Here is a 17,723-nt window from a genome sequence, read left to right as displayed (position 1 = left end):
CCGCCGCGGGGCACCTGCGACTCGTGGGCGGCGGCCCCTCGCCAATCCGCACGGAAGGAATCAGGTCGGAACCCACGTCCATCGTTCGAGACCGTTGAGCTCATCGAGCACCTGATCGACAGCGGTGGTGGGGATCCGGAAATCGGCGCCTTCCGATGCCCGGAGGCGGTCGCGTACGTAGGCGAGCACGGTGAGGTCACGCTCGAGGTCGGCTGCGGTTCGGTCGCTCACGGACCCATCCTGCCCCGAGCCGGGAGCGATCAAAATCGTGCCGCCCCGGATGGTGCCGAGAAGAACGCCGACAGCACGGCATTTGTCGGGCCAAATTTACTTCTGGGGGGACATGCTGTCACCGCAGGTCCGATGCCCCATCGCTGCGAACCAGTCCTCGACCGGACGAACCACCGGTCGTCCTGCCGGCAGGAGGTCTGCGGCCCGTACTGTGTGCCCATGTCCGCCCGCCCCGGCAGCAACCTCAGCACCGACGCCGCGCTGCCGTCCCTGGCCACCGACGATGCCTCAGCGGCTCCCCACATCCTCGCGGCGGCGGCCCGCACCGGAACGGACATCGAACTGCGGATCCACACCTCCATCACCCGGTTCGACGTCGCCACCGAACAGTGGTTCCCCACCGTGGCCGGCTTCATTGTCACGGTCATCGTGCACACTCTCGACGCGGCGACCGGCGGGCCACGGTATCTGCCGCCCGCCGAGCCTGCCGAGTGGGCGCGGGCGATCTTCTCCACCGCCGGCGCCGCGCACGGCTACTTCCTCGGCGCCGTCGACCCGAACACCGGCACCCACCGGCGCGGGCAGCTCGCGTACCGCCTCTACCTCGACACCGACCGGCAAGCGATACCCGTGCCGCGGCAGCTGGTCACCTGCCCGCACTACCTACTACCCGGCCTCGACGGCAGAGCCGAGATCACCATTACCACCACAGCCTGACCCCACCGTAGAAACCACACGCCGCGGCGCCGACCCACCTCGATCGCACAAGGTCGACTCGACGCCATCGGGAAAGCCTGCGAACGACGCCTCGATCTCCCCGGCGCGGCGGGTGATCAGGAACCGGTGAAAACTGCTCAGCGCCTGCACATATCTGCGTCGAGTCGACGCCAGCAAGCCGTCCGCGGCCATCGCTCCGACCACTCGATCGACATCGTCGGCGGTGGCCTCCCACACCGGTTTGCCCAACGCCGCCAGCATCCGCTCGAGCTCACCTGTCTCGTTCTCGATGGTTACCGCACTGAAGCCTCGGACCACCCGCGAGGTCACGAACGCCTCGACGCATTCGAGTTGAAAGGTCAGCGGATCGGTCGACGCGTGGGCGACCTCGACCGTCCTGCCCTGCACCACACGAAATGTGTGACTCATACCACACAGGTTAAGGCCACCTTGCTCGTCAAGGTGGTACCGACACAAATGGAATCCCACCTCGACAACAGTGGACTCCCCAAACCGGGCTGAATGACCAGCTCGCAGGCAATTTCCGAGAGAACGAACCTATGCCACTTCCAATCGTATGGCAGATCGGTCGGTCGGTGCCGATCCCCGGGGTCGGTGGCCGGGTGCGCGCCGAACTGGATTTCCTTCCTGCGCGGGTGACCCGGATGTTCCTGCGGCACATCGTCGAGTACGAACCCAGCGCCACCGAGCAACAGACCTGGGCCACCCAGGCGGGCCGATCCTCAGCCTCCACCGGCGGGCCGGCAGCGACATATCAGCTGGAATGGTTCCGCCTCGACGACCGTCGCGCCCGCCTCGAACGTGGCGATGTCCTCATTTTCGTCACCGACGACAACGAATGGATTTACCCTCCGGCGGTCGTGGACTCAGACGCCATCGCGATCCCGCACACCCATAGAGCGTTCGGCCATCTCCTGCTCGTCCGAGCGGATCTGCAGCCGGTCTCGGTTGCGGACGCCGAACAGCAGCTCGCTAATCTCGGGCACCCCAATCCCCGGCTGACCACAGATCACCGGATCGTCTCTGCCAGCCTGCGTGCCGCGCTACTCCGGCTCTGGAACCTCTGACCTGGATCCGCTAACCCAGCGGCGGATCGGACCATTGAGGACCGGATTTCCAGCTGGCGCGACTACTGTCCGGCTGAGCGACACGCCCGAGCGCGTGCGGGGGTCCTTGGAGAAACCGTCACCTAGCGGATTCACTGTCTTCGCGCCAAGCACCGCGCAACTGTCCGACTGAGAAGCTCGTAACAAGAGTGAACAGGAGTGAAATGCCCGAGCAGTCGTGGATCGCTGCCCAAGATCTGTACGACCAGGGATATACGGTCGATGGAGCACGTCAGCTCTTCGGGGAGCCAAAGACAAGCCCCGACGGAACCCTCGGTTGGGAAGATGACTGGATCGACCGCGCAGAAGGAAGGGCCCTCATCCCTGTACTGCCCTTCCTTATCGAACGTCTGCGCGGACATTCCGAGGTGGGAGAGGCTGCTGGCGAGCTGGTCAGGCTCTACGAGGAGCTCAATCGTCGAGTAGGAACTGATGGTGCTCCCGATCCGCTCCATCACCATGAAATCTCCGAAGATGAGCTGGTAGAGCTGGGAAATGACCGCGATGCCCTCAATGCGATCTACGGGTCGCCGCACCGTTGGACACAAGAGCCTGTGGTCGAGGGCAATCCGGTTCCGTTCATTTCGCAGGAGCGAAGCCGGTTCGGGGATGGCGCGCGATTGGCCGGAAGGCGGAATCTCCGGTGGTGGCTCAAGAGTGCAGTCGGCGAAGTGGCGAACAAGCAGAGCGAGAACGCCTGACTAGAGAGCTTCCCTGTGCCAATAGCCGGGCCCGGACTGCGGTCGATGGGGACATGTCATCTCCCCAGGTGAATGAGGTAATCCGGCTTACCAGTCCGATGCGCTGGACGTGATCTCGTCGGCGCGGTGGGACCAGTTCGGGTCGCTGACCAGAGCGGTGATAGCGGCGGCCATCTGCTCGGTGTTGCCGTCGATGCCGAGCCGGCGGAGCATGCGGGCGATGCGTGCGGGGTGGGCCGGCCACCGGCCGCCGGTGGTTTCGACCAGGGCAGCGAGGACGGTAGCTGCCTCGGTGTCGCTGAGTTCCACCGGCTCACCGGTCATGCCACGTAACCCCCGGCTGCCGGTGGTCAGCCAATGCTCGCTCGCCGCTCGGCGCACCGAGGCCCGGTACCAGGGATTACGCAGCGATCGCATCAACGCTCCTTCGCGTTCAGTGGGCGTCCTGGAACGCCTGCCCGATCTCGGTGGGAATGCGCCCGCGCGAGGAGATTTCGTAGCCCTGTTGGGCCGCCCAGGCGCGGATCTCCTTGGAGTTCCCGCGCCGCCGCACCGGGGCGTCTGCGACGACGGGGCGATCCGAGCGGCGTTTGCGGCCACCGACCCGGGTGGCGTGCTCGACGAAGAATCCGATCTGCTTGTGAAACTTGCTGGCGTGCTTGTCTTTCAGATCAATTTCGTAGTCCACCCCGTTGACGGAAAAGGTGATGCTCTCCCCGTCCTCACCGAAGACGGTTCCGTCGATGTCGTCGACCAGTTCGACAACTACCTTGCGCGCCACAGTTCCCCGATCTCTCACGTCTTCTCGATACAGCAGGCAGAACCCTACTGGCGGCGGCGGCCGATCGGGGCAACCGACCCCGGGGACGTGTCATATCCGCAGGTCATTCGCCGGTTGTACGGCGCACGAGTAGCCGGGGGCTGGTCCTATCGGGTGTGCACCCGGGTGTCCCTCAGGGGGACGAGCGCGAAGTAGATGGGCGGCGGACACAGTGCGATGGAGGGCAGGAAGGTGGGCACCTCTGGCCCCCACACGGTGATGGTGTTGACGGGATAATTCAAATTGGTAAACGGGACGCACACCAGTTCCAATTGGTGGGTATTCACCGATCCGGGTGCACAGGTCGACATGGCACCGACCGCGAAGAACTGTATGTCGCACCCACTCGGAGCTGGGGCGGCGTGTGCGTGCGCCGCGGTCAGGGACAGGACGGCGGCTGCCGTGGACGCGACGACAGCGAGGCGCAGAAACCGAGACATGGGTCCTCCGGTGGTGCGGGGCCCGACCCACCGCCCATTCTCGCAGGTCAGGTGCCGCTGCCGCGGACTCTCCGACGAATCCGCTCACGGCGGGCATGTTTGGCGAGCAGGTGTTTCCGGTTGTTCTGGGCGCGGAACATCTCGTCGAGCATCCGGTTCTCGATGTTGTGGTGGAAGCGGAGGATGCGTGTGGCCGCCAGATGCACCAACTCCTGGCGGTTCGAGCCGAGCCGTTCGGCGAGGGCGTCGATGTGCGCGAGGAGTTCGTCGTCGAGGGCGACGTCGACCCGGGCTGTGCGCGGCGGGGAGGCGACGCGGCGTGCCTGCGCCAGGGTCTCATCGGCCGCCGGGTTCTCGATGAGTCTGCGAATCCCAACCCGCAGCAGCGCGGACAGCCGGCGGGGACCATACTCGTCCGCCAGCTCCTCCAGGCGGCGTTTGGTGTCCTCATCGAACCGGAAGACATGCCGTTTCCCGAACGGGTTCCCTTGCGGGCTCGGCGCCTTGCGGACAGGGGGCGCGGCGGTGGCCTGGTCCGCGGTCTGCCGGCGGCGGGTGTTCCGGGCGATCAGCAGGTCCCGGTTGGCGTCCCCGCGGTAGATCTCCTCAGTCACCGCCTTCTCGAGGTCACGCCAGTTCGCCAGGAGTTGGCGGGCGGCCAACCGCATGAGTTCGGCGCGGTCGGAGTCGAGCCGACCGGCGTGGGCGTCGAGTTGGTCGCGCAGGTCGTCGTCGAAGTGCACGTTCGTGCGCGGGCCGAGGGTCTCCGGGGTCAGGTCGCGGGCGGCGCCGATCGTGGCCAGGTCGGCGGTGAGGTCTCCCGGGTCGTCGAGGAGTCGGCGGACCGCGACCCGAATGGCCGCGGCGGTGGGGGCGTCGCCGTTGCGGGCGGTGAGCTTCTCGAGGCGGACCAGTGTGGAGCGGTTGAGGTACACGCGGATGCGGCACGTCAGATCGGTGCGGGCGTCTTCACGGAGCACCGGGTGCCGAAACCGGCCTGCCCCGGTCAGGAAGCGGTGCACAGCGACACGGACGATCGCGCTCCGGTCGGTGTGGAACTCGCGAGCGAGCTGGTGGAGGCGAGTGCTGGTGGCGGGGTCGAGATCGAGGGGTCGCTCCGCCCAGGGGATGCGGCGGGCGTCGGCGGAGGCCCGGCGGGCCTGGTCCAGTGCTTCCGGCACCCGGTCGGGGTCGGACAGCAGCCGTCGTGCGGCGACCCGCACCAGTGCCCCGAATCGGCGCGGACCGATGCCGGCGGCCAACTCCTCGAGGCGTTGCTTGGTGGTCGGATCGAACCGAAGCGGGATCGGATCCCCCACCGGTACCCGGCCCATGTTCGTCTCGCTCATCACCGGCCATTGTTCCGGTCCGTCCGGGGACCTCGATTCGCACCCCACGGCACCCGCCGCCACCACAATCGGTCACTGCGCCCTGGCGAGCCGGTTGCTGTGAAATGTAGTGCGCCCCAGCACCGGGGGGGTGGGTGCTGGGGCGCGGGCGTGTGACCGATTCAGGAGAGGTTGAGCGGTGTGTACGGGGTCGGGGGCGGCGGGGTGTACTGGCTGATCGGGACGCCGCCGATGGTGCCGAACTGGTCGAGGTCCATGCGGAACACGACGCCGTGCTCGGGGTCCCATTCGTAGGTGCCGAAGCCGTTCTCGGTGTGCTGCGGCACCACGGTGTCTGTGGGCTCGGCCTGATTGCCGATGCTGCTCTGCGCGTCCTCCGTCATGCTCCACACTTTACAACGTCGAATTGTTAGGTTGCAAGTCGATGGAGTTCCCGTCGGGTCGGGGAAATGCGATCCGGCTGCGGAGTCAGGCCACGGGCTCGAGCAGGTGGGGGCCGTTGTTGCGCGGGGAATTCACCGCGGTACTGACCTCGTAGGTCTGCAGGACCGGATCGGGCACCGACGCGAGTAGCGCCTGGACGTCGTCCTTGTCGGTAAGAGTCGGGTCGAGCCAGTGCTCCTGGAACGTGGCCGGCAACACCACCGGGCAGCGGTCATGGATGCGTCCGAGCGCATCGGTGGCCGGCCGGGTCAAGATCGTCGCCGTCCACAGCCAGGCGTTCGGGTCGTCCTCGGGCAGCGCACGGTCGCGCCACAGCTCGTACAGGCCGGCCATCGCGAGCACCCCGTCGCCGTGCAAATAATGTGGGATCTTCTTGTCGTCGCGTTTCTCCCACTCGAAGTACCCATCGGCGGGCAATAAGCACCGCCGTTTCGAGGCCGCGGCCCGAAACGAGGGGCGTTCGGTCACCGACTCCGAACGTGCGTTGATCAGGCGGCCGAGCTTGGCTTCCTTCGACCACGAGGGCACCAATCCCCAGGTCAGCGTCCTGAGCTGTGTGACCGGTGCCGCGTCCGGCTCGTCCCGGGGTGCCCGTTCGAGGACCGCCCGGATCTGCTGGGTCGGGGCAATGTTGTAGGACGGGCGCAGCTCGTCACCGACGACCTCGTCGACGTGGAAGATCGAGCGCAGTTCCTTGTCCGTGGTGGTACTGGCGTAGCGGCCGCACACGTTCACCCTCCCTGGTCACATCTTCTGCCCCGATCTAACACGCCATGACCGACGCGAGCGCGGCGACGGACGCATTAGCCTCGAGGGTGGGTCGGGGCCAACCTGCCGAAGGAACGTGCCATGGTCTGCGATCCGGGGTGCTTCTCCCCCTTCCATATGCCCTGGTTGTGGCCGTTCTGGGGTGTCCTGTTTCCCTACGCGAATCCCGCCAACCCCGGGATGTGGCCGCCGTTCTGAATCCGGCGCCCGCACGGGCCGGAATATCACCCGATACTCGGTCGTTGAAGAGGCTGACGGTGGCGGGACATACCCCGGGTACCACACCAGAAAAGTCGCTGCGAGCGACCACTTGCCGAGAGGCGATATGACCGGCACCGTCTTCCTGACCGGGTAAGACCTACATTGCGTAGCGTTCCCGGTGAAGGAAACGAAGCCGCTGTCACCGGGGAAGGCGACAGCGGCTTCCCTTCGCTCGCACCACGCGCTATCCGAAGCCCATCCATTCCCGAAAGCCCGGAATGGGGACGTACCACACCGAGTCCCCGAGCAACCACCACACGAACCCCTGCAGCGACATCATTACTCCTCCTCCTCAGCTGACGGCGTCTTCTACGATTCGGGCAGCATGACCCCTTCCGGGTCGAGATCGGGTCGTTGCCCCTTGTACGAGGGGTGCCGGAGCCCTCCGGGCCCGTATTCGCGGATATCTATGTCGACCACCACAATCGGGTGGACCCACCGCACTACACCGTGCTGTTCCGCGGCCGCGGACTCGGCGACGATCGGGCTGGTGGGATGTTCGAGGGCGGCCAGTTGCTCACCGAGCTGCCGGCGCCCAGCCTGAGTGAAGCCCGTCCCGACGTGCCCTACGTACCGGAGTGCTCCCTGGTCGTCGTAGGCGCCGAGCACGAGGGCGCCAACGATGTTGCGCTGCATCCCGCCGGCAGGAATCCACCCGAGCACTACGCAGCTCACCCGCGTACGGATCAACACCTTCCGCCACGCCCGGGTACGCTGACCGGGAAGGTACAGCGATGAAACACGTTTGAACACAGCACCTTCCATACCCGAGTTGCGAACCGCTTCGAGCATGACCGCACCCTGGATGCCTTCCCAATGTGGTGGGATCTGGATGGGAAGGCCGGCGCCCTGGAGTTGGCGGCCGAGGTCGGTGAGGGCGGCGCGGCGATCGAGGTACGGGGCACCCATCAGGTCGTCCCCCTCGAGCCGGAGCACATCGAACGGGAGGAAAGTGACCGGTACCTGCCGTTGCAGGGCGGAGGCCGGGCGCAGGGTGTTCATCCGCTTCTGCAGGCGCGCGAAGCTCGGCCGGCCACCGGACAGGACCACGACCTCACCGTCGAGGACGATGCGGCCGCGACCGCCGAACACGCTCGTCAGGGCGTCGGTCACCTCCGGGTACGAGGAGGTGACCGTGTTGAGGTTACGGGTCCACAGCACCGGCCGGTCATCGCCGCCGATCGAGGCCAGGATGCGGCAGCCGTCGTACTTCATCTCCGCGGCCCAGCGGTGCTCGGTGTCCTCCGGCGGCGGCCCGGGGGTGGCCAGCATCGGCGCGATCAGCCGATTCCCAGCTCCGCTCATCGGACGCTCCCGGTCTCGAGGGACCGCGAAGGGAGTCAGGGCAGGCGTTCGTCCAGACATGCCATCGCGGTGTCGGCGAGGTGCGCTGTCCACGACCCCAGCTCACGTGTGCCCACTCGCATCACGGTACCGGCGATCACGGCTCCCACCAGGGCCCCGAGGAGAAAACTGGCCGGGCCGAGCGAGACGACGGTGTAGTCCATCACGATGCAGGCGCCACCGACCCCCGAGGATCGTCGCCACCACACCGGCCAGGAACACCGCGGTGGACGTCACCCGGCCCCGCGCACGCTGGAGCAGGCGCCGGATCTCGAACCGATCGCGGTCGGCAAGCATGAATCCGTCGCGTTCGAGCAGATCCAGGTACCGGCGGAACATCCCCACGACCGGAGAGGTGTCACCGTCATGCACCGCGAGTTCCGTGCGCAGGGACTCGATTTCGCGTGTCACCGTGGGCAGCACCTCGCCTGGAAACGAGGTGCCCCACGTCGGAGGACGACCGATCACTAGCGGTCTCCGGTCGTCCGCGGCGATCCCGCCGTTACGGGCACCAGCTCGATCCCGGCCGCAGTCATGGCCTTTTGCCTCCCTCGTGAATGAATTTGCCGAAGCGGGACATGCCGTCTGTGCAGTTCACAAGCATTTCTGCGTTCGCCCGTTCATCGCGTCGGCGACCAGACGGACGTCGATCGCGGCAATCGTGGCGGAAGGGTAGCGCTCCTGAACCATTGGTGACCCACCTCGTCATCATGCGAGCTGCCGATAGATGCGGCCCCATTCCGCTTCGTAGGACACAGGATCAAGGTTCGCCGTGTCGAGGGCATCGAGTTGGGTTGCAATCTCCTCCAGCCGGGCCATCTCCCCTCCTACACTTCCTGGCCGCGCGTAGATGCGGAGGCATCGTGTGTCCTTGTTGACGCCGGAAGTGGCCAGGGAGATGCCGGCCCAGAGCGCGATGAGCACGGCAATTGCGATCGCAGCTCCGAGAACCCCGAGGGCAATGCCAGCGACGACGAGGACCGCCAGGTATCCGAGGAGTCCCACCCAGGTCGTTCCGAGCTCGCGCAGATGCATCAAGGTTCGCTCGCGCGACGTCACGCCTGGCGGGTAGATCGAGAGCGTTGCCCGGAGGGACCGCTGCTGCTGCGCGATCTGCAGCGGGGTGACATCCACGCGTCCCCACCGTGACGACGTCGGAATGCCTTCAGTGATGGCCTGGAGCACTGAGATCCGACGTGCAGGCCGCCGAGTCATTGGTGTGTCCGCATTGGTGCCCGTCATAGCCACAGTCTCCTCCTCGCCTCTGACACAGAAATCCACGATCACGGCCCGCCGGGCTCACAAGCCTCTCCCCCCTTTGGCAATTCGTTGTTGCGAAAAGTGTGGCGCCTACTCGTTGGAGGCGTCCCCGCTCGGCACGTACTGGACTCTGCGTTCGGGCGCGGTGTGCCGCCACTTGCGGGAGAAGACGAGACGGGTGGCCCCTACGCCCGCGACCGCCAGGATCCCTAGTGCCAACCAGCTTTCGATGCTCATGAAGTCCCCTTCTCGACGTGACACGAAATGGGGGACGTGTCATTTCCCCAGGTCAATTGCATGAGTTGACCGATGTTCCGCTCTCCCCTATTCGGGTTCGGCGTGGGAGGGGCTGAGGTGCACGATCTGGGTATCGCCGGCGGGCGTCTTGGTGGTCGGGTCGAGCCGGACCGTTCGGCGGCGGGCGAGAGCGTCGTGGCTGAGCCCGGGCGCGAACATCAGTTTCTTGCGTCGCGCGGTGTCGCTCTCGGCGGCTGGCGCGGTGGCGGCCAGTGGTAGCAGGTCCTCAGCGCGATGCAGTCGCGACGCCAGCGGCGGAGGGTTGTCCGCGGGATTCATCCCCGTTCGTGAGAGGAGTGTGACGCGGGCGAAGAGGGCATCGGTGACCGCGGTGCGCCACGGTTCGTCGAGGTAGCTGCCGGTATCGGCCGGGACATTGCGATCGTTCGGGATCATCTCGTGACTCCTGTCTGGGTGGGCACCGGTATTCATCGTCGACGCGCTGGGCGCATGCAGCGAGTCGACAGACCCGTTGCGGGATCCTCGTGTGCCACTTGCCCCCTTCAGTGCAGCGGGAAGTCGTACACCCGCACTGCCGTGGGGACAGCGTACCCAGCACCTCGGACAACGTGGATGACATCCTCGTGCAGGGCTCCGATGGCAGGACCTGCCGCATATGCCTGCGGGGCAAGGGCGTAGGCGCCGGTGGCCTGGTCGTAGACCACGGGGGTCAGATACCAGCTGACTCCGCGCGGGGTGCCGAACGCACCCTCCACAAATGCGCTGGTGTCGGTGTCGACGGTGGTGACCTCGGTGGCCCACTGGACCGACACGAGCACGTAGAGCGCCGGATTCGGGTCCGGGTCGGCGGGCGGGTCGAACGCATCGACCATGGTGCCGCGGGACAGGTGATGGGGGCCGGCGGGCAGGTGGCCGACGACCCGGACGGGTCTACCGTCGATCAGGGCGCGGTACTCACGGCCGGGATCACCGGCGTCGATGAACTCGGGCATCAGTGGCCTCCTCGAAGGACAAGTCGGTTTCGGCGGGGACCACGGGCTCGGGTACAGCTCAGGCAGCGACAGCGACAGCGTCCGGCGCGGACAGGAAGATGTCGAGGACGTCGACCTCCCCGGCGGTGCCGTCGGCGAACTCGACGGCCACGAACTGAGAACCCGCCTCGTCGTGGCGGTATCCGTGCACGATGGTGATGCGGTCACGGTGGTCGGGGGTGACGGCTTCGGCAATGAGATGGGACATCGGAACTCCTTGTGTGTGGATGGTCGGTGGTTGTTGCAGGTCAGAGCAGGTGGTCTCGGTTCAGCGCGACCGCGATGGCGGCGGGGTCGCTCTCCGATTCCGCGAGCTCGCACAGGTCGAAGTAGTCCGCCAGGATCTCGTCGTCGTGGACTTCGATGTCGAGGGGGACGGCGGTGATCTTCCCGTTCCGGGAGACGATCGAACCCCAGTCGAGCATGAGGGCGGCGGTGACGATCTCCGCAGTAATGTTGGTGTCGTTCACGTTTCAAACCTTTCGAAAACTTACATTACATGTTCAGATTGCGATGTTACAACCGCGAGGGAGCGACTGAATCGGATCGACCCATCGAAGAAATTCCGGTCCGACAGGAGTGACCTTACATCTACACCTTGTAAGGTGACAAGTCGTGCACGACGGAATGCTGTGGACGAAGCCGGAAGCTGCTACGCCACCCCGGTCGCAGGAGCGTCCCGGTGACCGAGCGCGATGTCCTGCAGGACGACACGGGCCGCTTCTGCGTCTCCCCTGGCCCGGTGGACGCCGCCGAGCCGAATGTTCTTCTCGGTACCTTCCGCTTGCGAGCGAGCACGCATGATGCAGTCCCACCGCCCCCGGTCGGCTAGATGCTGCGGGTCGAGGCCAAAGCGGTGGCAATCGTGCAGAACACGCCCATGATCGAAATCTGCGCCGTACGCCAACACGACCCGTCCCGCCGTCACCGCCGCCAGGACGGGGAAGACGAGAGGCCAAGCGGGGGCGCCGGCGAGCTGGTCGGCACTGAGGCCATGCACTGCGGCGGCATCGGGATGGATCGGCACATCGCCCGGATCGACCAGAGTCTCCAGCAGGACGACGCCGCTCGCGGAGTCGATGGCGGCCACCTCGAGGATTGATCCGCCCAGGTCAGAGGTCTCTGTATTTATCCGCTCAGGGTGATTGTGTCTCACCGTCTCAGTGGCCCGTATCGTCCGCCGCATGGAGATCTTCTTCACCGATGCCAAGGCACTCGCGTTGCCCATCCAGGAAGGTGCGGATCTCGATATGACTCGGACTGAAGCCTTTGCACGGCACTTTGTTCCAGACGGAATGCCGTTCATTCTGAACCCTGATGGCTCCTATCACTCCGTGCTCAACAGGTTCTTCCGCTCGCTGCCGGTATCGGGCGTGCGGTCCAAGCGCAGTTGGCGGGCCTACGCCTACGACCTGGTCACCTGGGCACGGTTCCTCGACGAACGCCGAAACGGTCGCGGACTACTCGAAGCCGATCGGCCCGATCTGATTGCATTCCACGCTGCGCGGCGACTGTCCGACCCTCCATACCGAATATCGGCCGAAGCATGGAACCGACTGATCGCCGCGATGGAGAAGTTCTACCAATGGACGCTCACCGTCGAGCTTCTACAAAACCCGCCGTTCCAGTTCGAGCAACAGCACCCGACAGGTTCAGTGGCAGTGGTCGGCGCGAAGGAGAAGGTCGTGCGCCACAGGGGTGATGTGCGATTCCTATCGCTTTCTCGGTACACCACATTCCGCGATGTCGGCCTGCGCGGCCTGGCGCCCGGTGGCGCAGAGGATCAGGGATTCGCCAATCGCTGTGGCGCACGGAACGCGGCGTTCGCGGACCTGTGCGTGTCCACCGGTCTTCGGCTGGAGGAATGCAACAGCCTATTGGCCTACGAACTTCCGCCGATCGACACCAGCGACGGAGCCCGGTCCTCCCGGTTCGAGCTTGCACCTCCGGTGACCAAGGGCGACCGCGGCCGCGTGATCCGGATCCCGCACCGCGTACTGCGCCTGGTCCACGACTATGCGGATACCGAGCGGGCGCTGGCATTGCAGCGCGCCGCCGCGCGCGGATGGACACCCACGTATCGGCATCTGTATGTCCGGTCTCCCGACGTGCGCGGTGGCCAGCTCCGGGTCGGAGACGACCGCTGGGTGACGGTGCGGTGGGCCGACCTCCCACCGGACGACCGGGCCCGACTCCTGGAAGTCGACGCCGCCGGCCAGGTGGTGGGACCGCTGGCGCTGTGGGCGAGCGAGCGCGGCACCGCGATGACGGCACGGTCGTGGGAATCGGTCTTCAGCCGCGCGAGCCAGCGCTGCGACACCCTGGGCTTGGACGTGCTGGCCACACCGCACACATTGCGTCACACCTTCGCGGTGCACCTGCTCACTCAGCTGGTACGGCAGCAGATCACGCTCACGCGCGAGGGCGCCGCGGATCTGCGCTTGGGCGCCTACCAACGGGTGATGGGAGATCCTCTGCGGCACTTGCAGAAACTGTTGGGGCACGCGCGGGTTTCCAGCACTTACATCTACTTGGATTCGGTCGGAGAGGCGCAGGAATTGATCGACGATGCGGTCGCCCGGTTGGCGGATCGAGTTTCACTCCCGGGGCCAGAGGACATGGCGGCGGACGAAATTGAGGAGATGGTGTAATGGCCCGGCGAGCGCAGTTCCCACCCGCGATGCCAGAAGTGGCAACCGATTCTGAGGAGCACATCCCGCCGCTGGTGTTTACCTTGCGATTTCCCCGTGACCCCGACTTCAATGTCGACCTCAGTACCGAATCGTGCCCGAGATTGGCACGTCACCTTGCGGCCGCGCTACGTCAGATGGCGCAGGTCGGCGGGCGCGTTGCAACCCGGGCCACGGCGTACACCTACGTCGGCGGAATACGGAAGCTGGCGGCGTTCCTCGGCGCTCACCTCCACGATGCCGGCCAGATGACCCTGGATGCCTTCACGCCACAACTACTCGACACGTTCGAGTCCCAGCTGTACGCAACCATGGCGGTACCACGCACGGCGTATGGGCAACTGGCTGTCGTCGTTGCGATGCTGCGACACCTGCGCAACACCACGCCGCAGCTGCTGCATCCGGACATGCCCGCGCGGCTACGGTTCCTCGGGCGTCATCCCTATCCGCATCCCGTACAGAAGGTCGATGCGTATGCGCCGGAGACCGCCGCCCAGTTGCGTGCCGCATGCCGCGAGCACCTGCGCGGCACCGTGCGGCGGATCACCGTCGACGGCGAGGAGGTTCTCACCGCCGGTGTCGATCCCCGGCACGGCGGCTGGACCTTCCAGGCGAATCTGCTCTGGGAAATCGACCGACGCGGCACCGTGCATGAACCCGACGTACTGATCGGGCTTGGCCTGACCAAGCGCCCGCCCGGGGGGTTTCGTCTCAAGGAATTGCACCAGCTGGTCTATCCGACCGAAGTCGACCTCGCCGCAATCGCGATCCTGCTCATTCTCGACACCGGCCTCGAACCGGAAGCAGTGCGCGGTCTTCGCGTGGACTGCCTGCGCAACCCGTCCGCGGGGCATGTCGAGATCGATTACCTCAAGCGCCGCCGCCACGGTGAGGAACACGGCCGGCTCCGGGTTCGTGACGGCAACTCGGCGACACCCGGCGGGCTGATCCGTCTCGCACTGCGCCTCACCCGTCGAGCGCGGGGACACCTCGGTGACAGCGCATCACTGTGGGTGTGCGTTCAGAACGACGTCATCCGGTTGGCACCGAGCAGACTGGGCACGCACCCAACCTCCGGCGCGGCGGCTCTGGTCGCGCGCTATGGGCTGACCGATATCGACGGTGATCCGTTGAACGTGAACCTGCAGCGGCTACGCAAGACGTACAAGGCCGAGTTCTATCGCGCCACCGGCGGTCAGTTGCCACTGCTGGCCCGTGGACACTCCAGCGAGGTCGCGGCCGACCGCTACGCCGACATTCCGGCGCTGCGTGGTCTCCACGAAACCGCAATCACCGACGGGCTGACCGAGGCGTTGACCGAAGTGGTGCAACTGCGCGTACTGACCGCGACGGACGAACACCAGATTGCGACTCACCCGGAACGCGCCGCAGAGGTGGCCGGGGTGAATCCCGAGCAGGTGCAGCCCCTGCTGTCCGGCGAGATGGACATGTGGCTGTCAGCGTGCCGGGACTTCACTGACTCACCCTTCGGCACAAAGGGCCAACCCTGTCCGGTGCCGTTCTGGAACTGCCTCGACTGCACCAACGCGATTGTCACCAGCCGCAAGCTACCTTCCGTCCTGAGTTTCCTCAATCACCTCGCAGCCCAACGGGAGGAAATGCCTGCACACAGTTGGGCCGCGCTACACGGACCGACCTGGAAACGGATCCTCACGCAGATCCTCCCCGCCTTCCCCACCGATGTCGTCGAAACCGCCAAGGCCATCGCCGAAGCCGAGGCGCCTCTACGGCACCTACCGCCACAGGTCGGTGGGATCGGAGCCCGCGCATGACCCTCTCCCCCACGGGAAACGACAAGTCACCGTTGCGGTCGGCGCACGTCGCGCCCGACACCCTTGTACTGGCTGGGCGGCGCCTCCGATCCGACGCCGGCCACCTACCTGCACCCCGGTTCGCCGACGAGGTGTGGGACCTGCGCGCAGCCCACCACACACCGAACGCATCCATCAGCGAACTTCGGCTCCGGTTCGACGTGATCGAAGATCCAGTTTGGCGGTTGACGGCCAAGGAGTACGCCTACGCCCGACTGACCAACACGAATCTCGCGGAGGGTCGGCTACCCGCGGTGCCGACCGTCAAGCGTGAAATTTCCGGCCTGCGTTACTTCTTCGCTCACCTCACATCGCACCACCCCGAGATGCGGCTGTCCGACATCGACAGCGACGTGATCTTGGAGAACTTCCTCACTGCCCGCACAGCGCGCATCAGCGCCCGGTGGAAACCGCACGAGCGCGCCCGCTACGCCTGGCTGCTCACGCTCGTGCACCGGGCAGCCGGACACCTTACCCACGACCAGTTGACCCACCTTCCGTTCCGGGGCCGGACCGCCAGGCAGGTCGCCGGCACCCGCGGCGACGTCGAGAACCGCACTCCCCGCATCCCACCGCAGGTATTGTCGCCGTACCTGCGCGGAGCGCTGTTCTACGTGCAGGTCGCCGCGCAGGACATCCTCGAAGCGGAGAGGGAGCTGCAGCGCCTCACGGAGTCGGTGAGCACGGTTCCGATCGCGGAAGCGGTACGGCGGCTGGATACCTTCTGCCGGGACCGCGCCGCCGCCGGGCGCGGACTACCAGCACGGCCGGACGGGGCCCACAACCGCAGCACTCTCTGTGTGAACGTGAACCTACTCACCGCGCTGCTGGGGATCCACCGACAATCGGCCCGCACTCGCACCTTTCGCCGCGCCCTCGAGCACGCCGTCACCGAACTCGGCCTCGAACCGGGGGGCATGGACACCCCGATCAACGCCGATCCGGACACCGGCGAGCCGTGGCGGAACCGATTCGACCCCAAGTCCGTCACCAATGAGCGCCGCCTGTTGATGACCGCCTGCTACATCGTCATCGGATACCTGTCCGGGGCCCGGGACTCCGAAGTCCAATCGCTGCGCCGTGGATGCTATCTACGCGGGATCAGCGAAGACGGCATCGTGGCCCGCCACAAAATCCGTGGCACAGTCCACAAAGGACGCGGCAACGGGGGCGACGAGGCCACCTGGATCGTGATCGAACCCGTAGCCGATGCCGTCCGCATTCTCGAACGCCTCGTTCCCGACGACCGACTGTTCACCAGGGTCTCGCACCGCCAGCACCAACACCTCGTGGCATCCGATATCAATCTGCGGCTCAACGAGTTCCGCGATCACCTGAACCGGATTCGCTCGCACGATCCGATCTCCGATGTGGACTATAGGCCGTGGCGTTTCACCACCCGCCAGTTCCGCCGCACCGTGGCCTGGCACATCGCCCGTCAACCGTTCGGCGTCGTGGCAGGCAAGATCCAGTACAAACACGTGCGCGTAGCGATGTTCGAGGGCTACGCCGGCACGTCGGCATCCGGGTTCCGCTCCGAGGTCGACGACGAACGCGCACTCGCCCAGATGGACTCGTTCCTCGAGCAATACGAAGACTTCAAAGCCGGCGTCCGCACCCCGGCGAGGCTGGTCGAGCAGTTCGACCAGATCCGGACCGAACTCGACGACTTTCCCGGTCGGGTCGTGGACCACGCCCGGGTGCGCGCGATGCTCGCCAACACCGCCCGCACCTACTTTCCGGGCGTGCTTAACGATTGCTACTTCGACTCCAAGACCGCACTCTGCCTATCCCAACCCTCGACTGCCGCCACACCGGTGACCAATCACTGCCGCCCGGAGCTGTGCCGCAACTCCTGCGTCACCACCGCCCATGCCCCCGCCATCCGCACCGTCATCGCCGACGCCACCGAACTGATGGCAGTTCAACGACTCTCCGCACCCCAGCGGGACGCCCTGAAGAAGGGAATCTCCACGATGACCAGCCTCCTCGCACCGATCGACGGGGAGAGCCCAGCGTGACGGGCGTCAGCGCGGCGACCGAACACGCGTTGGAGACCGCTCTCGATCGGCTGCTGTCGGGGCAACCGCTACGGACCGACGGGGCCTTGACCGTCGCGGGCCTCGCCCGCGAGGCGGGTGTTTCCCGGGCCACGGCCAACCGCGCCGGCCGTACCATCGAACGCTTGCGCGCCGCAACTACGACAAGCGAGACCCACAGCGGCACGAACCCCGAGGCTCTGCGACAACGGATCCGCACACTGGAAAACGAACTCGCGGCCCGAACGCGCCGCGAAAGCAGAGAAGTCGGCGCACTTCGCCAACGGGCACATATCCTCGCCCAATACGTCCAAGCTCTCACCTTGGACAACGAAGCCCTGCGTAAGACACTGGCCGACCACGACCTCCTGCACCAACTCCCCCACGCGGCCCCCGTGGATTGACCTCCAC

General features: G+C 66.1%; 24 protein-coding genes and 1 pseudogene. 8 read left to right on the top strand and 17 right to left on the bottom strand.

Translation table 11 applies throughout. From position 1 onward, the window contains the following. Nucleotides 1–60: 60 nt before the first annotated feature. Nucleotides 61–231, bottom strand: a complete 171-nt coding sequence (locus QM841_RS38970) for a hypothetical protein (RefSeq protein WP_283336150.1) — start codon at nucleotides 229–231, stop codon at nucleotides 61–63. Nucleotides 232–450: 219 nt separating this feature from the next. On the opposite strand from QM841_RS38970, the gene QM841_RS38965 reads away from it, so the two are divergent. Beyond that, complete coding sequence (locus QM841_RS38965; protein WP_283336149.1) at nucleotides 451–948, top strand: N-formylglutamate amidohydrolase; 498 nt, start codon at nucleotides 451–453, stop codon at nucleotides 946–948. Here QM841_RS38965 and QM841_RS38960 read toward each other — a convergent pair. Continuing rightward, a complete protein-coding gene (locus tag QM841_RS38960) occupies nucleotides 898–1,377 on the bottom strand; it encodes a site-specific integrase (protein ID WP_283336148.1) in 480 nt (159 codons plus the stop codon). The genes QM841_RS38965 and QM841_RS38960 overlap by 51 nt on opposite strands. Before the next feature lie 149 nt (nucleotides 1,378–1,526). Between QM841_RS38960 and QM841_RS38955 the strand changes: the two are divergent. Both QM841_RS38955 and QM841_RS38950 read left to right on the top strand, forming a co-directional pair. Further along, nucleotides 1,527–2,036 (top strand): annotated as a pseudogene (locus tag QM841_RS38955) (phosphatidylserine/phosphatidylglycerophosphate/cardiolipin synthase family protein); the annotation flags it as partial. Nucleotides 2,037–2,239: 203 nt separating this feature from the next. After that, nucleotides 2,240–2,776, top strand: a complete 537-nt coding sequence (locus QM841_RS38950) for a hypothetical protein (protein WP_283336146.1) — start codon at nucleotides 2,240–2,242, stop codon at nucleotides 2,774–2,776. Between the two features lie 87 nt (nucleotides 2,777–2,863). Here the strand turns inward: QM841_RS38950 and QM841_RS38945 are convergent, their stop codons facing one another. From QM841_RS38945 to QM841_RS38910, 8 genes are all read right to left on the bottom strand, one after another. After that, a complete protein-coding gene (locus QM841_RS38945; RefSeq protein ID WP_283336145.1) occupies nucleotides 2,864–3,193 on the bottom strand; it encodes a beta/alpha barrel domain-containing protein in 330 nt (109 codons plus the stop codon). 16 nt (nucleotides 3,194–3,209) lie between these two features. Then, nucleotides 3,210–3,557: a histone-like nucleoid-structuring protein Lsr2 gene (locus tag QM841_RS38940; RefSeq protein ID WP_283336156.1), complete on the bottom strand. Its 348-nt coding sequence runs from the start codon at nucleotides 3,555–3,557 to the stop codon at nucleotides 3,210–3,212. A 146-nt stretch (nucleotides 3,558–3,703) separates the two neighbouring features. Further along, the gene (locus QM841_RS38935; protein ID WP_283336144.1) at nucleotides 3,704–4,036 is read right to left on the bottom strand and encodes a hypothetical protein; all 333 of its coding nucleotides are present in this window, start codon (nucleotides 4,034–4,036) and stop codon (nucleotides 3,704–3,706) included. A gap of 47 nt (nucleotides 4,037–4,083) precedes the next feature. After that, complete coding sequence (locus tag QM841_RS38930; RefSeq protein ID WP_283336143.1) at nucleotides 4,084–5,385, bottom strand: ribbon-helix-helix domain-containing protein; 1,302 nt, start codon at nucleotides 5,383–5,385, stop codon at nucleotides 4,084–4,086. A 161-nt stretch (nucleotides 5,386–5,546) separates the two neighbouring features. Then, a complete protein-coding gene (locus tag QM841_RS38925; protein WP_283336142.1) occupies nucleotides 5,547–5,768 on the bottom strand; it encodes a hypothetical protein in 222 nt (73 codons plus the stop codon). A gap of 85 nt (nucleotides 5,769–5,853) precedes the next feature. Next, nucleotides 5,854–6,558, bottom strand: coding sequence for an SOS response-associated peptidase (locus tag QM841_RS38920; protein WP_283336140.1), 705 nt, complete (start codon nucleotides 6,556–6,558; stop codon nucleotides 5,854–5,856). A gap of 609 nt (nucleotides 6,559–7,167) precedes the next feature. Continuing rightward, complete coding sequence (locus QM841_RS38915; protein WP_283336139.1) at nucleotides 7,168–8,163, bottom strand: ATP-dependent DNA ligase; 996 nt, start codon at nucleotides 8,161–8,163, stop codon at nucleotides 7,168–7,170. 35 nt (nucleotides 8,164–8,198) lie between these two features. Next, entirely contained in the window at nucleotides 8,199–8,369 is a 171-nt protein-coding gene (locus QM841_RS38910) for a hypothetical protein (RefSeq protein WP_271209323.1), read from the bottom strand. A gap of 1 nt (nucleotide 8,370) precedes the next feature. Here QM841_RS38910 and QM841_RS38905 point away from each other — a divergent pair, with 1 nt between their 5' ends. Then, the gene (locus QM841_RS38905) at nucleotides 8,371–8,673 is read left to right on the top strand and encodes a hypothetical protein (RefSeq protein WP_271209322.1); all 303 of its coding nucleotides are present in this window, start codon (nucleotides 8,371–8,373) and stop codon (nucleotides 8,671–8,673) included. Nucleotides 8,674–8,910: 237 nt separating this feature from the next. On the opposite strand, the gene QM841_RS38900 is transcribed toward QM841_RS38905, so the two are convergent. The 7 genes from QM841_RS38900 to QM841_RS38870 form a co-directional block, all read right to left on the bottom strand. Then, nucleotides 8,911–9,417, bottom strand: coding sequence for a DUF6611 family protein (locus QM841_RS38900; protein WP_349307456.1), 507 nt, complete (start codon nucleotides 9,415–9,417; stop codon nucleotides 8,911–8,913). A 135-nt stretch (nucleotides 9,418–9,552) separates the two neighbouring features. After that, nucleotides 9,553–9,699 carry a hypothetical protein gene (locus QM841_RS38895; RefSeq protein WP_283336135.1) on the bottom strand — a complete coding sequence of 49 codons (147 nt, stop codon included), beginning with the start codon at nucleotides 9,697–9,699 and terminating at the stop codon, nucleotides 9,553–9,555. A gap of 87 nt (nucleotides 9,700–9,786) precedes the next feature. Continuing rightward, nucleotides 9,787–10,155: a hypothetical protein gene (locus QM841_RS38890; protein ID WP_283336134.1), complete on the bottom strand. Its 369-nt coding sequence runs from the start codon at nucleotides 10,153–10,155 to the stop codon at nucleotides 9,787–9,789. A gap of 107 nt (nucleotides 10,156–10,262) precedes the next feature. Then, complete coding sequence (locus QM841_RS38885; RefSeq protein WP_283336133.1) at nucleotides 10,263–10,712, bottom strand: hypothetical protein; 450 nt, start codon at nucleotides 10,710–10,712, stop codon at nucleotides 10,263–10,265. Nucleotides 10,713–10,770: 58 nt separating this feature from the next. After that, nucleotides 10,771–10,959, bottom strand: a complete 189-nt coding sequence (locus QM841_RS38880) for a hypothetical protein (RefSeq protein WP_283336132.1) — start codon at nucleotides 10,957–10,959, stop codon at nucleotides 10,771–10,773. 40 nt (nucleotides 10,960–10,999) lie between these two features. Further along, nucleotides 11,000–11,221 (bottom strand): hypothetical protein, encoded by a 222-nt coding sequence (locus tag QM841_RS38875; RefSeq protein ID WP_283336131.1) that lies wholly within the window; start codon nucleotides 11,219–11,221, stop codon nucleotides 11,000–11,002. Nucleotides 11,222–11,403: 182 nt separating this feature from the next. After that, complete coding sequence (locus QM841_RS38870) at nucleotides 11,404–11,841, bottom strand: 3'-5' exonuclease (protein WP_283336130.1); 438 nt, start codon at nucleotides 11,839–11,841, stop codon at nucleotides 11,404–11,406. A gap of 94 nt (nucleotides 11,842–11,935) precedes the next feature. On the opposite strand from QM841_RS38870, the gene QM841_RS38865 reads away from it, so the two are divergent. The 4 genes from QM841_RS38865 (at nucleotide 11,936) to QM841_RS38850 (ending at nucleotide 17,716) form a co-directional block, all read left to right on the top strand. Next, nucleotides 11,936–13,402, top strand: a complete 1,467-nt coding sequence (locus QM841_RS38865; RefSeq protein WP_283336129.1) for a tyrosine-type recombinase/integrase — start codon at nucleotides 11,936–11,938, stop codon at nucleotides 13,400–13,402. Nucleotides 13,403–13,545: 143 nt separating this feature from the next. Beyond that, entirely contained in the window at nucleotides 13,546–15,234 is a 1,689-nt protein-coding gene (locus QM841_RS38860) for a hypothetical protein (RefSeq protein ID WP_283336128.1), read from the top strand. Beyond that, nucleotides 15,231–17,294 (top strand): site-specific integrase, encoded by a 2,064-nt coding sequence (locus QM841_RS38855; RefSeq protein ID WP_283336127.1) that lies wholly within the window; start codon nucleotides 15,231–15,233, stop codon nucleotides 17,292–17,294. Before QM841_RS38860 ends, QM841_RS38855 begins: the two co-directional genes overlap by 4 nt. Further along, nucleotides 17,291–17,716 (top strand): hypothetical protein, encoded by a 426-nt coding sequence (locus QM841_RS38850; protein ID WP_283336126.1) that lies wholly within the window; start codon nucleotides 17,291–17,293, stop codon nucleotides 17,714–17,716. Before QM841_RS38855 ends, QM841_RS38850 begins: the two co-directional genes overlap by 4 nt. The last annotated feature ends 7 nt before the right edge of the window (nucleotides 17,717–17,723 follow it).

Origin of the sequence: Rhodococcus sp. IEGM 1307, assembly GCF_030056915.1 — a bacterium.
Taxonomy (GTDB): domain Bacteria; phylum Actinomycetota; class Actinomycetes; order Mycobacteriales; family Mycobacteriaceae; genus Rhodococcus_F; species Rhodococcus_F opacus_D.
Note: the sequence above shows the minus strand (reverse complement) of the source record. Positions and strands in the feature narration are given on the sequence as shown.